Source organism: Tepidimonas sediminis (genome assembly GCF_007556605.1).
GTDB classification, from domain to species: domain Bacteria; phylum Pseudomonadota; class Gammaproteobacteria; order Burkholderiales; family Burkholderiaceae_C; genus Tepidimonas; species Tepidimonas sediminis.
The window spans coordinates 72346-86214 of sequence record NZ_VJND01000013.1; the positions used below are offsets into that span (position 1 = coordinate 72346).

The following is a 13869-nucleotide window of genomic DNA, read 5'->3' on the forward strand; positions in this document are numbered from 1 at the left end:
GTTACGGCGCGGCCCGCGCGCCGTGTTTCACGCCCACCCCGCACCGCCATGCCGCAGTACCGCATCGCTCCCTCGATCCTCTCGGCCGACTTCGCCCGCCTCGGCGAGGAAGTGCGCACCGTCATCGCCGCCGGCGCCGACTGGATCCACTTCGACGTGATGGACAACCACTACGTGCCGAACCTGACGATCGGCCCGGCGGTGGCGCAGGCGCTCAAACCCCATTGCGTGACGCCCGACGGGCGCCCGGTGCCGCTGGACGTGCACCTGATGGTGCAGCCGGTCGATGCGCTGGCGCAGATGTTCGCCGACGCCGGCGCCGACCTGATCAGCTTCCACCCCGACGCCAGCACCCACGTGCACCGCAGCATCCAGGCCATCAAGGCGCGCGGCTGCCAGGTCGGGCTGGTGTTCAACCCCGCCACGCCGCTGGACGTGCTGGACTGGGTCATCGACGACCTCGACCTCATCCTGATCATGAGCGTCAACCCGGGCTTCGGCGGCCAGTCGTTCATCGACGGCGCGCTGCGCAAGGTGGAGCAGGCGCGCCGCCGCATCGACGCCTGCGGCAAGGACATCCGGCTGGAAGTCGACGGCGGCATCAAGGCCGACAACATCCGCCGCGTGGCCGACGCCGGCGCCGACACCTTCGTCGCCGGCAGCGCCATCTTCGGCAAGCCCGACTACAAGGCCGTCATCGACCAGATGCGCGCGGCGCTGGCCTGAGGCGCACGGCGGGCCACTCAACCGCGCAGCAAGCGCAGCCGCGGCTCGACCGCGGCGATGCGCTCGAAATCCACGTCGTCGTGCAACAGCGCGACATCGTGTTCCACCGCCGTCTGGGCGATCAGGCAATCATGCGGACTGCGCGGCGTGACACCGGCCCAGCGGCAGCGGGCGTACAGGGCACCGGCCGCCGTGTGCGTAACCAGCGGATCACGCGAACGCAGCACCGGCAGGCCGGTGAAGTGCTCTCGCAGGCGCTCCAGTTGCGGCGGTGACGCCGCACCCTGCAGGATTTCCTGCACGATCACGGGCGCCAGAACCGCCTCGCCGTCCCACAGCAGACGGCGCAGGCAGTCCACGGCCGGGCCGGCCTGCGCCCGCAGCAGGGCGATCCAGACCGAGCTATCGACCAGCACCATCCTGCATGGCGGCGCGCACGGCCCGCACGTCGTACTCCGGGTCGATCAGAGGCTCGCCGACGAGACCGAGGATCCTGCGCTCACGGCGGCGCGCGACGAACTCGCGCAGCGCCTGCTCGATGAGGTCGCGCTTGGATCTCGCCTCGGCCAGGCGCATCGCCTCTTCGAACAGGCGGTCGTCCAGAACGAGCTGGGTTCGCATCGGCACCTCTTCCTTGCGGTTCAGGATCGTCGTCGCAGCGGCCTTCCACTTTACATCACCGTCATGCCTGGCGGGAGGAGGCGGCAGCCGCAGCGGCCTCGCCATCGCGCCGTCACCGCCACGTCGGCGCGTGGGGGTTTTCTCGCGTTCGAAGCGGGGTCGGCATGACCGATACTTGCGGCTATGCGCAAGGATGTCTTCTACCCTGCGGTGGCGCTGCTGCAGCGTCTGTCGATGCCGGCCAAGATGCTGGGCATGGCGGCGGTGGTGGCGGTGCCGCTGCTGATCGTCGCCTGGCTGCTGGTGGCCGACAACTGGCGCGCGCTGCAGGCCACCCGGGCCGCCGAGCAGGGCCTGCAGGCCATGCGGACCGCCCAGCGGCTGACCCACGCGCTGCAGGACTGGCGCGACGCCGCCGACGTCGCCGCCGCCGGCGTCACCGCGATGCAGGAACCGGCCCGTGGCGCCGCCCAGCGCGTGGCCGAGGCGGCGCGCGCGCTGGATGAGCGGCTGCGGCAACGCCCGGAGTGGAACACCGGCGGCATGTGGAACCCGCTGCGCGAGCAGCTGGACGCCCTGCTGAAGGACGACAAGCGCGCCCCGGCAGCCCGCCATGCCGACGCCACGCAGGCGCTGGCGCGCCTGCAGCGGCTGAGCGGCTGGATCGGCGACGCCAGCGGCGTGCTGCGCGACGCCGACGCCGTGGTGGCGCACCGTGCCGCGCTGGCCTTCGAGGGGCTGCCTCCGGTGCGCGAGCTGGCCAGCCAGCTGCGCGGTCGCGCCACCGCGATGCTGGCGCACCCGGACGCGATGACCGACTCGATCATCATCTCCAACATGGTGCGGCAGGCCACCGCCGCCGATCAGATCGAGGCGCTGCTGCCGGCGCTGCAGGAGCGCGTGGAAGCCCTGCAGCGCCGCGGCGTGGCGGTGCCGGCCGGCTGGAGCACCTTCCGCAGCGCCACCGACGAGCTGGTGCGCACCACCGCCGCGCACCTGAAGACCGCGGCGATGACGGTGGAGAGCAAGGAGTTCTACGCCCAGGCCACGCGCGCCATCGAGGGCATGGCCGCGCTGGAGGGCGAGCTCGGCGAGGCCGTCGCGGCCGACTGGGCGCGCCGCGGCACCGCGCTGCAGCGCGAGATGGTGGCCGTGGCCACCGGCTGCACGGTGGTGCTGCTGCTGCTGGCCTACGGCATGGTGGCGTTCTACCGCGCCACCGTGGGCGGCCTGCATCACCTCAACGACGCCATCGACCGCGCCGCCGAGGGCGACCTGACCGGCGACGCCGTGCTGCCCGGCAGCGACGAGATGGCCGACATGAGCCAGCGCCTGCGCCACATGCTGCAGGCACTGTCGGAGCTGGTGGCCGACGTGCGCAGCGCCGCGGCGGTGCTGGGCCACGTGGGGCTGCAGCTGGTGCAGGACAGCCAGGAACTCGCCGACCGCACGCAGACCCAGGCCGCCAGCCTCGAGCAGGCCACCAGCAACGTGCGCGCCGTCGCCGAGACCGTGCAGGCCAACGCCGACAGCGCGCAGGACATCCGGCGCCTGACCGGCGAGCTCAACCGCGAGACCGAGCGCGCCAGCGAGCTGATGCAGCACACGGTGGGCGGGCTGGGCTCGCTGCAGGCCACCTCGCAGCGCATGACCGAGATCATCGGCACCATCGACGGCATCGCGTTCCAGACCAACATCCTCGCGCTCAACGCCGCGGTGGAAGCCGCGCGCGCCGGCGAGGCCGGCCGGGGCTTTGCGGTGGTGGCCGCCGAGGTGCGCCGGCTGGCGCAGCGCAGCCAGGAGGCCGCCAACGAGGTGCGCCAGCTGATCGCCGAATCCGCGGAGCGCGTGCAGGGCACGGTGCAGGAGATCCGCTCCGTCAACGACGCGATGGAGGTGCTGGTGCGCGGCATCCGCGACATCGCCGCGCGCATCGGCGAGATGGCCGACGCCAGCCGCCAGCAGAGCACGGCGCTGGCGGAGGTGGTGGCCGCGGTGGGCGACCTCGACAAGGTCACCTACGAGAACTCCGCCATGGTGGAGCGCACCACGCACCGCGCCAACCGCCTGATGGAGCGCACGCGCGACCTGGACGAGGCCGTGCACCACATGAAGCTGCGCCAGGGCACCGCCGACGAGGCCTACGAACTGGTGCAGAAGGCGCTGGCGCACGTGCGCGCGGTCGGCTACGAGCGCGCCGCCGAGGACTTCCACGACAAGAACGGCCCCTTCGTCGACCGCGACCTCTACATCTTCGTGCTCGACGAGGCCGGCACCTACCGCGTCATGGGCCTGGACCGCACCAAGGTCGGCACGCGCGTGCACGACGCCCCCGGCATCGACGCCGAGGCCTTCCTCGCCGACGTGCGCCACCGCGTCGCGCAGGGCGGCGGCTGGGTCGAATACAACATCATCAACCCGGTCACCGGCCAGGTGCGCGCCAAGTCCTCCTACGTCGTGCCGCTGGACAACGGGCTGGTGCTGGGCTGCGGCGCCTACCGCAGCGCGATCAAGAACCGCACCGAGCTGGGCACGGCCCGCCAGGGATGAAACGGCGCGGGGTATAGTTGCGCGCCATGAGCGTGGTGACCTTCGACACCCTGAAGTTCGTCGAGCGGCTCGAGAAGGCCAGCTTCAGCCGTGAGCAGCCAGCCGCCATCGCCGGGGCTTTCCGCGAGGCGACCGGCGAAGAGCCGGTGACTCGCTCCTGCCTCGACGCCCGGTTGTCCGAGCGCAAGAGGGACGTGCACAGCGGGCCAATCGAGCCCGTGAAATGGTTCGCGGGCCTCCTGCTCGCCCAGGCGGCGTTGATTGCGGCGCTGGTCAAGCTGCTGTGACCTCCGCCGACGCATCCCATCGCATGCTGCCTGCCGAGCGCCGCGCCAGCGCGGCGCTGGCCGGCGTGTTCGCGCTGCGCATGCTGGGGCTGTTCCTGGTGCTGCCGGTGTTCGCGCTGGAAGCCGCGCGCCTGCCCGGCGGCGATGATCCGGCGCGCGTCGGGCTGGCGCTGGGCATCTACGGGCTGGTGCAGGCGGCGCTGCAGATACCGCTGGGCTGGGCATCCGACCGCTTCGGGCGCAAGCGCGTCATCCTGGCGGGGCTGGCGCTGTTCGCCTTCGGCAGCGTGCTGGCCGCGTGGGCGCCGACGCTGACCTGGCTGACGGTGGCGCGCGCCGTGCAGGGGGCCGGCGCCATCTCGGCGGCGGTGACCGCGCTGCTGGCCGACCTGACGCGCGACGCGGTGCGCACCAAGGCGATGGCCGTGGTCGGCGCCAGCATCGGCCTGAGCTTTGCGCTGTCGCTGGTGATCGCGCCGCCGCTGGCGGCGTGGGTCGGGCTACCGGGGCTGTTCCTGCTGACGGCGGCGCTGACGCTGCTCGGCATGGCGGCGGTGGCGTGGGTCGTCCCGGCCGAGCCACCCCGGCCTGCCAGCGGCGCGACGGAGGGGGCCACCCCGCTGCGCGCCGTGCTCACGGACGGCGCGCTGCTGCGGCTGGACGTCGGCGTCTTCGCGCTGCACACGCTGCAGATGGCCGTGTGGGTGGCGGTGCCGGGCCTGCTGGTGGCCGCCGGGCTGCCCAAGGGTCAGCACTGGCAGGTGTACCTGGCGGCGCTGGCGGTGTCGTTTGCGCTGATGGGCGGGGTGCTGTTCCGGCTGGAGCGGCGCGGCCACCTCGGCGCCGTGCTGCGCGCCGCCATCGGGCTGCTGCTGCTGGCGCAGGGGCTGCTGGCGTGGGCGCAGGCGCACGGCGCCGGCCTCGGGCTGCTGGCGCTGGCGCTGATGGTGTTCTTCACCGGCTTCAACACGCTGGAAGCCAGCCAGCCGAGCCTCGTCTCGCGCCTGGCGCCACCGGCCGCGCGCGGCGCCGCGCTGGGCGTCTACAACACGCTGCAGTCGCTCGGCCTGTTCGCCGGCGGGGCGCTGGGCGGCTGGCTGCTGCGGCAGGGCGGCGCGACGGCGGTGTTCGTGGCCGGAACGGCACTCGCGGCGCTGTGGCTGCTGGTGGCGTGGCGGCAGCCGCTGCCGGCGCGCGCGCCCGCGGCCGCAGCCTGACCGTGCCCCTCCGGCCCGCCGGCGCCAAGGGGGACGCTCGGTGGGCCACCGGCACGCCCCTCCGGCCAACGCGGGCGCGGCACCCCGCCAACGGGATGGCGTCCGGCCAAGCCCCTTGTCACCCGCCGGAGGGCCGGCAAGGGAACCTGCTCACCTCCCACCCCACGATCTGGCGCTTGGCGCGGCTGAATTCGACGCCCAGCTCGATCACTTCCGTGATGCCCGGCGCGCCGCGGTGCTTGGCGGCGTAGTCCTTGGCCTTGAGCTGCCGCATGGCCTCGCCGGTGGGTTCCTCGCCGTCGATGACCTTGAACTCGATCACCCAGGCGCGACCGGCGTGGCGGATGACGAGGTCGCATTGCCCCGGGTTGGAGACCTCCTCCGGCACGATGTCTAGGCCGAGGCTGGCCAGATGGCTGTAGAACACGCTGGCGTAGTAGCCCTCGTACCGGGCGATGGGGTTGGCGCGCACCCAGTCGTGCGGGATGCTGGCGTAGAGGCGCTGGAAGTGCGCGCGCAGCGCGTCGGTGTCGGCCGCGCGCAGCATGCGCACCACGTCGGTCATGCGGCCTTCGGGCCGCTGCGGCAGCCAGGCGCGCAGCAGCGCGCGGTTGAGCGCCGCGCGCACCTCCAGGTTCGGCACCCCCAGCTCGTACTCGCGCACGCCGTCGCAGACCTCGGTGCGCTGGATCGTCAGGTAGCCGGTCTGCCACAGCATCGCCTCCACGGCGATGTCGTCCACATCGAAGGCGGAGAGCAGCTCGTCATCCGCGATCAGCCGCTCAAGCGTGGGCGTGTAGAAGCCGCGGCTCTTCAGCCACTCCACCAGGAAGGTGGGCGTGCCGGTCTCGAACCAGTGCGCGCGGAACTGGCGGCTGCGCAGCAGCAGCAGGACATCGAACGGGTTGTAGACGCTGGTGGGCCCCCAGCGGTAGCCGTTGTACCAGCGGCGGATCTCCTCGCGGTCCAGCGGCTGGCCCTCGGCTGCGGCAGCCTCGAGCTCCGGCGCAAACACCGTGTCGATGTCCTCATCGGTGTAGCCACACACCGTCCCGTACTCGGGGTCGAGCGTCAGGTCGTAGAGGTTGTTCAGACCCGAGAAGATCGAGACCTTGCTGAACTTGGACACGCCGGTCAGCAGCACGAAGCGCAGGTCGGCGTCTCTGCCCTTGATGACGCTGTAGAGGTTGCGCAGGCCCTCGCGCATCGCGCGGGCGATGTCGGGGGCTTCGAGGTTGTCGAGGATGGGCTTGTCGTATTCATCGACCAGCACCACGGCCTGGCGGCCGTGGGCTTCGGCGGCGCGGGTGATGAGGTCGGCAAAGCTGCCGGGGATGTCCTCGGGGTCTTCCAACGCCACGCCCAGGCGCTGCGCCTGCTCGCGCAGCTGGCGGCGGATGTGGCGCTCGAGTTCCTCGCGCTTCTCCAGCCGGCCTTCGGCAAAGCTCAGGCGAATCACCGGGTGCGGCCTGGCCCAGTCCCAGTGGTCGGCGAGGAACAGTTTCTCGCGCGGGGCGGTGCCGTCGGATCCATCGTGCGCGTCGAACAGTTCGCGGCGGCACTCGAAGGCGCAGGCGATGGTGTCCAGCAGCAGGCTCTTGCCGAAGCGGCGCGGGCGCGAGAGGAAGTAGTGCTTGCCGCTGTCGACCAGGCGCGCGATCAGCGGCGTCTTGTCGACGTAGTAGTAGCCGCCCTCGCGGATGTCGCGCAGGGTCTGGATGCCGATGGGCAGCTTGCGGCGGCGGGGAGGGATCGCGGTCATGGCGCACCAGCGGCCTGTAACGAGAGGGCACGAAGAAGACTGGGCAGCCACATGCCCAGCCCGGTCAGTGTAGCAGGGCCTTGAGCCAGCCTGCAGAGAGAAGGACCCGGACAAGAAAAAAACCGCCGGCTTGCGGCCGGCGGTCGTGAGAATGCGTCTCCGTGGGCAGGTATCAGAATTTGTGCTGCAGGCCGACGCCAAAGCGGCTGCCCGGAGCACCACGGTTGGCCTCAGCCGTCGAGTTGGCATCCGCAAAGCCCGCGTAGACCATGGTCCGCTTGGACATCAGGTAGGCCACGCCGGCCGACAGAACGGTGGAGCGCTTGGCTTCACCATCGGTCTTGCTCGAGCCATAGCCCACCGAGGCGATCAGGTTCGAGCCCAGCGGGATGTCGGCGCCGATCGACCACTCCTTGGTCTCATTGTTGGCGCCGGTCGGGTTCACGTAGCCGTAGCTGGCCAGCAGCTTGACCGCACCGAGGTCGTACGAGCCGTTGAGGCGGGTGTACTTCGTGCTGTTGGTCTTGTCGTTCTGCCAAGCGAAGCCGACAAAAACAGGACCCTGCTCGTACTTGACATGGAAATCGTAGATGTCGTTCGAGACATTCTTGACTTCGTCCAGAGAATAGCTGAACGCGCCGCTGAAGCCGCCGAACGAGGGGGTAGCGTAGTAGATCGTGTTGCCGGGGTTGCCCTGGTAGCCTTGGCTGACGAAGACCAAGTTCAGCGGGCCGAGGACGTTGGCGTTGAAGACAGCGTCGGTGGCGCCGGCGATGTCGTCAAACGCCGTCCAGACCTTGCCCAGCTTGACTTCGCCGAAGCCGCCGGCCAAGCCGATATAGGCTTGCCGGTCGAAGCCGCGACCGATGGCCGTACCAGTCCGATCTTTGACGTCGTTAGCAACACCGGTATCAGCCTTGAAGCCTTGCTCGATCAAGAAGTTGGCCTTGAGGCCGCCACCCAGATCCTCGGTGCCCTTCAGGCCCCAACGGCTGGTGTTGACGCCACCGGAGGTCAGGGCCGCGGCAGCGCCCTTGTCCTTGTGGAGCACGAGATCCACCAGACCGTAAACCTGCACACTGGACTGCGCCATCGCGGCGCCGGAGGCGGCCAGCACCGCCAGAGCGATCAAAGACTTCTTCATGGATACCTCCAAGGGTTGATGCCCGCCCATCGGGGCATGACCCTAGTGTAGCCGACGAGGGGCCGAAGCCTAGGGGTAACCCTTATCAAAGTCATGGCGGAACCCTCTCCGCAGGCCACGGTGTTGCGTACAGGCAACAAAAAGCCACCGCCGCGGCGGTGGCTGGCAGAGGAAGGAGGCAGCCGGAGGCCACCTCTCGCCTGCCGGCGTCAGAAGTTGTGCTGCAGACCGAAGCCGTAACCGGTCGACGACTTGGCCGGGGTAGTACCGGGAACGTTCAAGGCGCTGTTGCCATTGGCGACGTTGACATACATCTGAGTGCGCTTGCTCAGGTTGTACTTGTAACCGGCGATCACGCTGCGAGCATCCGTGGCCGCGAGTTCGCGGACGTTATAGGAAACATAGACCAAGCCAGGACCAACCGGAGCCGTCATGCCGAGGGCGTAGGAGTTGTCCGCGTTGCTCGCGGCGCCGCCTTGGTCACGCCAGGTGAACAGGACGCGGGCCACGCCAAAGTCGTAAGCCGCAGCCAGCTGGTTGACCGACTTCTGGGTCGTGCTGGACGTTGCACCCAAGTAGTTGGTGAAGGTCACGCTGATCGGACCTTCGTCATAGCGGATCGCCAGACCGCGGCCGTTCTTTCCGCTCGTCGACTCCTTCGGCGCGTACTCCAGCTGAACCTGGACACCGCTGAAGCGCGGCGAGTGGTACTGAATCGCATTGTTGACGTAGACCGTATTGGCGGCACCGGCGATATCCCTCGCCAGCAGCGTGTTGGCGTCGTAATTTGACACGCCCTTGGTGCCGTTGGCAAACAGGGCGTTGCCGTACAGCGTGTTGACGGGGCGCCCCATCCGCACCGTGCCGAAGCCGCCGGACAGGCCGACGAACATGCCATTGTTGCCCAAGGACGACGTGTTGTTACAGCGGCTCGTCGTGCTCGGACAGGTGACCGCCGGGGACGGCAAACCATCATTGATGGTATGAGCGGCGATCGACCCATCATCCGCATTGAATGACGTGGAAATTTGGAAGTTGGCCTTCAGGCCGCCGCCGAGGTCTTCCGAGCCGCTCAGGGTCCAGTTGCTGGTGCCGTTGCGGTTGGGCGTCATCTTGAACGGATCGCCCGAGAAACGCTTTTCGAAACCGACATCGATGACGCCGCTCAGCGTCACGCTCGACTGCGCCATCGCCGCGCCGGTGGCCGCCACGGCCGCCAGGGCGATCAGGGTCTTTTTCATAGGAAACTCTCCAAGAAGTTGTCCGAGAGGTGGGAAGAGCGCCGCCGCGGCGGCGCGGCCTCCATGGGGAAGCTGGCCCGTATTGCACCAGAAGTGCCTGACGGATGGCTTAGGGTTCCCCCTGATCCCGGGTCTTTGCGTTGCGCCCATGCAACACCCCACCCGAGGCGGCGCGGGACTGCGCGATGATGTGCGTGCCGGGGGATCCGGGCCCGCCTTCAGACGGCCACGCGGCCGCTTCGACGAGGCGAAGCCGGCTGGCGCCCGATGCCGTTGGAACACCGATCCATGGGGCGGCGCAGGGAAGGGAATGCCATGAACCGCCGGGACTTCGCTCGCACCGGGCTGGCCACCCTGGCCGCCGCGGGGACGGCTTGGGTGCGCGCGCAGCCACCTGCGGATCTGCCCCCCACGGTCACCGCGGCGCTGGCCCGCGCCGGCGTGCCCGCGCAGGCGCTGGCGGCGGCGGTGGCCGACGCCGCGCCGGGCGGGGCGCTGCGGCTGGCGCACCGGGCCGGGGCGGCGGTCAATCCGGCCTCGGTGATGAAGCTCGTGACCACCGCCGCGGCGCTGGACCTGCTGGGGCCGGCGTGGACGTGGCGCACGCGCATTTACACGACCGGCGCGCTGGAGCCGGACGGCACGCTGCGCGGCGACCTGATCGTGCGCGGCGGCGGCGACCCGAAACTGGTCGCCGAGCGGCTGTGGCTGCTGCTGCGGCGCGTGCGGGGGCTCGGCATCCGGCACGTGGCCGGCGATCTGGTGCTGGATCGCACGGCGTTTGCGCTGCCGCCGCACGATCCGGCCGCCTTCGACGGCGAGCCGCTGCGGCCGTACAACGTGGGGCCCGATGCGCTGCTCATCAACTTCGGCGCGCAGGTGCTGACGTTCACGCCGGATGCGGCAGCCGGCGTGGCGCGCGTGCAGGTGGAGCCGCCGCTGGCGGAGGTCGCCGTGCCGGAGGCGGTGCCGCTGGCGCAGGGGCCGTGCGAGGACTGGCGCGCGGCGCTGCGCGCCGACTGGGCGGAGGCGCGCCGGCCGCGGCTCGCGGGGCGCTACCCGGCCGCCTGCGGCGAGCGCGTCTGGCCGCTGGCGCACCCCGAACAGGCGGCCTTCGCCGGCCGGGCCATCGCCGGCACCTGGGCCGCGGTGGGCGGCACGCTGGCCGGGCGGGTGCGCGACGGCGCCACGCCCGCCGAGGCGCGGCTGCGGCTGACGTGGCCGTCGCCGCCGCTCGTGGAGGTGGTGCGCGACGTCAACAAGCTGAGCCACAACGCGATGGCGCAGCACGTGCTGCTGGCGCTGGCGTGGGCCGGGCGCGACCCGGACGAGGCGCCGGCCACATGGGAGGCGGCGCGCGCGGCGCTGCACGGCTGGTGGCGGCAGCGCCTGGGGCCGGAGGTGCCGGCACCGCAGGTGATCAACGGCGCGGGCCTGAGCCGCGACGAGCGCGTCACCGCCGGGGCGCTGGCGCGGCTGCTGCAGTGGGCGTGGACACAGCCGTGGGGGCCGGAATTCGCCGCGACGCTGCCACGGCTGGGGGTGGACGGGACGCTGGCGCGCTGGCCCGCCGGCGGCGCGGCGGCGCACCTGAAGTCCGGCAGCCTGGCGGACGTGCAGGCGCTCGCGGGCTACGTGCACCAGCCCGATGGCAGGCGGCGGGTGGTGGTGGCGGTGGTCAACCACCCGCGGGCCGCGCAGGCGCGCGAGGCGCTGCTGGCGCTGACGGCCTGGGCCGCGCAGGCGCCGTGAGCGCGGTGGCGCGGCCCGCGCGGGTGATCACGGCTCGATCTCGATGCGACCGGGGCCGTTGGCGTGCGTGGCCTCCAGCGCGCGCTGCGCGGCGATCACCATCTCGGCGGCCAGCTCACGCAGGTCCTGATCGGCGCGCGGGGCGCGGCCGTGCACGCCGATGCTGATCGACACCGGCACCACGCCGTCGTCGCGCCCGGCGGCGGCCAGCTGGCGCAGGTCCTCCGCCAGCACCAGGGCACCGGGCACGTCGGCGTCCGGCAGCACGACCACGAACTCCGCCGGCCCCCAGTGCGCCAGCATCTCGTGCGCGCGCAGCCGCGGCACCAGGCGCAGCGCCAACGCGCGCTCCAGCACGGGCGCGGCATGGGCGTGCGGGGGGTCGGCCTGGATCACCAGCACCGCCACGCCACAGCGGCGCCGCTCGGCCACCGAGGCCACGCGCACCAGGTAGTCCAGCGCCGCGGCGCGGTTGGGCAGGCCCGTGTCGCCGCGGCGCAGCGGCCAGTCGGGCGGCCAGCGCCGCCGCGCCCAGCGCACGCCCGCCCAAGCGCCCGCCGCCAGCGCGAGCAGGACGCTGGCGACCCAGGCGGCGGCGAGCAGCGGCGACGGCATCCCGCTATCGTAGCCGCTCCCCGCCCCGGCCCGGCCGTGCCGTCAGGCAGCCGGGCCGATGGTGAGGTGCACCTCGCCGACGCCGTCGATGCGGCCGTGCAGCTGGTCACCCGGCACCACCGGGCCGACGCCCTCCGGCGTGCCGGTGTAGATGACGTCGCCCGGCTGCAGATGGTAGAACTGCGACAGATCGGCGATCAGCTCGGGCACGCTCCAGATCAGGTCCGCAAGGTCCGCGCGCTGGCGCAGCGCGCCGTTGACCTCCAGCGTGATGGCGCCGCGATTCAGCGCCACGCCCGGCATCGGCGTCACCTCGCCGCACACCGCGGAGCCTTCGACGTCCTTGCCCAGGCACCACGGGTGGCCCTTGTCGCGCAGGCGCAGCTGCACGTCGCGCCGCGTCATGTCCAGCCCCGCGGCGTAGCCGTAAACGAGCTCGTGCGCGCGCTCCAGCGGCACCTGAAAGCCCTCCCGGCCCAGCACGACGACCAGCTCCATCTCGTGGTGGAAGTCGGCGGTGCCGGGCGGGTACGGCAGCGTGGCGCCGCCGGGCAGCAGGTGCACCGGTGACTTGGTGAAGTAGAACGGCCGCGCGCTGGCCTTGTCGACGGTGACGCCCATCTCGCGCGCGTGGGCGTGGTAGTTGCGGCCGACGAAGAACAGCCGGTACACCGGCAGGCGCAAGGGGCTGCCGCGCTGGGGCAGCGAGGCGGGTTCGGGCGGGGTCCAGAGGAAGGTGGTCATGGCGGGCAGGATAACAGGGAGTGAAGGAAGCCCCGGCGGGGGCGCGGCGTCAGGCCGAGCCGTCGGCCAGGGCGTCGAGCTCGGGCCGTGCGGGGTCGGGGCGCACCTCGTACAGGCCGAGCTTGCGGTGCAGCGGGCCCTCGTCGGCGATGAACAGGAACGCCGGCTCGTGGGCCGAGCGGTTGTGCAGCACGGCCGGCGTGTAGCCGGGCACGACGCAGGTGTCGGCTTCCTCCAGCTCGAACGCCGCGGCGGCGAAGGCGGCGCCGGCGGGCGGCTCCACCTGCACGGTGGCGCCGCCCTCGATGACGTGCAGCACCTGCGCCGGCGAGCGCGCCGGCAGCGCCAGCGTCTGCCCCGGGCGCAGCATCAGCGCGTGAAAGCCGAGGATGGCCTGCGCGTCCGCGCCGGTGACCGGGTTGACGTAGGTGACCTGCACCGCCTCCAGCGCGGGCTGGTCGGCCGCGAGGCTGCGCAGCGCGGCGCGCACCTCCTGCCACGGGTAGCGCAGCAGCGGGTGGCGCGCGGCACGCCCGCGCGGGGGGGTGAACAGCGGCTGCGGCGCCACACCGGCGCGCACGTGCGCGCGCTCGCCGTGGTGGGGATGGGTGGCCTGGCGCGCGCCGGCCTCGTGGTAGCTGGCCTCCAGCGCCACCACCAGCGGCAGGTCCAGCACGTCCAGCCACACCACCGGCTCGGTGCCGTCGTGGCCGTGCTCGTGCCACAGGCCGGTGGGCGTCAGGATCAGGTCGCCGCGCTGCATCGGGCAGCGCTCGCCGTCCACCGCGGTCCAGGCGCCCTCGCCGCGCACCACCATGCGCACCGCGTTGGGGGTGTGGCGGTGGCTCGGCGCCCATTCGCCCGGCAGCAGCAGCTGCATGCCGAGGTAGATCGCCGGGCTGGCCTGCAGCGCCTGCGGCCCGTGGCCGGGGTTGGCCAGCACCAGCACGCGGCGCTCGGCCTTCTCGATCGGCGTCAGATCGCCGGCGCGCCGCAGCAGCGGCTCGAGGTCGCGCCAGGCCCAGTGCGCGGGCCGGGTGCGCTGCGCCGGCCGCTGCGGCGGCAGCAGCGCGCGCAGGCTGGGCCACAACGGCACCAGGTGGCGCGCCTGCAGCGCGGCCCGGTAGTCGGCGGGCAGTTCGTCCAGGGTTCCAAGGGTATCCATGAAGGGAGGCTCCTCGTGCGGGGGTGGGAGGTGGGGGGGCGGCGG

13 protein-coding genes are annotated in these 13869 nt (G+C 71.9%); 5 read left to right on the forward strand and 8 right to left on the reverse strand.

Annotated features, from left to right (window positions below):
* Positions 1-48 precede the first annotated feature (48 nt).
* Positions 49-726: a ribulose-phosphate 3-epimerase gene (gene rpe, locus Tsedi_RS10180; RefSeq protein WP_143896237.1), complete on the forward strand. Its 678-nt coding sequence runs from the start codon at positions 49-51 to the stop codon at positions 724-726.
* A 17-nt stretch (positions 727-743) separates the two neighbouring features.
* On the opposite strand, the gene vapC is transcribed toward rpe, so the two are convergent.
* Positions 744-1145 carry a type II toxin-antitoxin system VapC family toxin gene (gene vapC, locus Tsedi_RS10185; protein ID WP_143896239.1) on the reverse strand — a complete coding sequence of 134 codons (402 nt, stop codon included), beginning with the start codon at positions 1143-1145 and terminating at the stop codon, positions 744-746.
* Positions 1129-1452: a type II toxin-antitoxin system VapB family antitoxin gene (locus Tsedi_RS10190; protein ID WP_221934218.1), complete on the reverse strand. Its 324-nt coding sequence runs from the start codon at positions 1450-1452 to the stop codon at positions 1129-1131. The genes vapC and Tsedi_RS10190 overlap by 17 nt, the downstream gene beginning before the upstream one ends.
* Positions 1453-1530: 78 nt before the next feature.
* Here Tsedi_RS10190 and Tsedi_RS10195 point away from each other — a divergent pair, with 78 nt between their 5' ends.
* From Tsedi_RS10195 to Tsedi_RS10205, 3 genes are read left to right on the forward strand one after another with little or no spacing between them, the layout of a single operon-like run.
* Positions 1531-3897, forward strand: coding sequence for a methyl-accepting chemotaxis protein (locus Tsedi_RS10195; RefSeq protein ID WP_143896241.1), 2367 nt, complete (start codon positions 1531-1533; stop codon positions 3895-3897).
* A gap of 26 nt (positions 3898-3923) precedes the next feature.
* Positions 3924-4184, forward strand: coding sequence for a DUF1640 domain-containing protein (locus tag Tsedi_RS10200; protein WP_143896243.1), 261 nt, complete (start codon positions 3924-3926; stop codon positions 4182-4184).
* A 23-nt stretch (positions 4185-4207) separates the two neighbouring features.
* Positions 4208-5401 (forward strand): MFS transporter, encoded by a 1194-nt coding sequence (locus tag Tsedi_RS10205; protein ID WP_143896245.1) that lies wholly within the window; start codon positions 4208-4210, stop codon positions 5399-5401.
* Between the two features lie 118 nt (positions 5402-5519).
* Here Tsedi_RS10205 and Tsedi_RS10210 read toward each other — a convergent pair whose 3' ends face one another.
* The 3 genes from Tsedi_RS10210 to Tsedi_RS10220 form a co-directional block, all read right to left on the reverse strand.
* Positions 5520-7163, reverse strand: a complete 1644-nt coding sequence (locus Tsedi_RS10210; RefSeq protein ID WP_143896247.1) for an ATP-binding protein — start codon at positions 7161-7163, stop codon at positions 5520-5522.
* A 172-nt stretch (positions 7164-7335) separates the two neighbouring features.
* Entirely contained in the window at positions 7336-8307 is a 972-nt protein-coding gene (locus Tsedi_RS10215; protein ID WP_185970646.1) for a porin, read from the reverse strand.
* Between the two features lie 209 nt (positions 8308-8516).
* Positions 8517-9548 (reverse strand): porin, encoded by a 1032-nt coding sequence (locus Tsedi_RS10220; RefSeq protein ID WP_185970647.1) that lies wholly within the window; start codon positions 9546-9548, stop codon positions 8517-8519.
* A 315-nt stretch (positions 9549-9863) separates the two neighbouring features.
* Between Tsedi_RS10220 and dacB the strand changes: the two genes are divergently transcribed.
* Positions 9864-11300, forward strand: a complete 1437-nt coding sequence (dacB, locus tag Tsedi_RS10225; RefSeq protein ID WP_143896253.1) for a D-alanyl-D-alanine carboxypeptidase/D-alanyl-D-alanine endopeptidase — start codon at positions 9864-9866, stop codon at positions 11298-11300.
* A gap of 27 nt (positions 11301-11327) precedes the next feature.
* Here dacB and Tsedi_RS10230 read toward each other — a convergent pair whose 3' ends face one another.
* Genes Tsedi_RS10230 through Tsedi_RS10240 form a run of 3 tightly spaced genes read right to left on the reverse strand, consistent with a single transcriptional unit; the run spans position 11328 to position 13824 of the window.
* Positions 11328-11915 carry a nucleotidyl cyclase domain-containing protein gene (locus tag Tsedi_RS10230; protein ID WP_143896255.1) on the reverse strand — a complete coding sequence of 196 codons (588 nt, stop codon included), beginning with the start codon at positions 11913-11915 and terminating at the stop codon, positions 11328-11330.
* A gap of 42 nt (positions 11916-11957) precedes the next feature.
* Positions 11958-12659, reverse strand: coding sequence for a fumarylacetoacetate hydrolase family protein (locus Tsedi_RS10235; RefSeq protein WP_185970648.1), 702 nt, complete (start codon positions 12657-12659; stop codon positions 11958-11960).
* A 49-nt stretch (positions 12660-12708) separates the two neighbouring features.
* A complete protein-coding gene (locus Tsedi_RS10240) occupies positions 12709-13824 on the reverse strand; it encodes a cupin domain-containing protein (RefSeq protein ID WP_143896259.1) in 1116 nt (371 codons plus the stop codon).
* Positions 13825-13869: the final 45 nt, after the last annotated feature.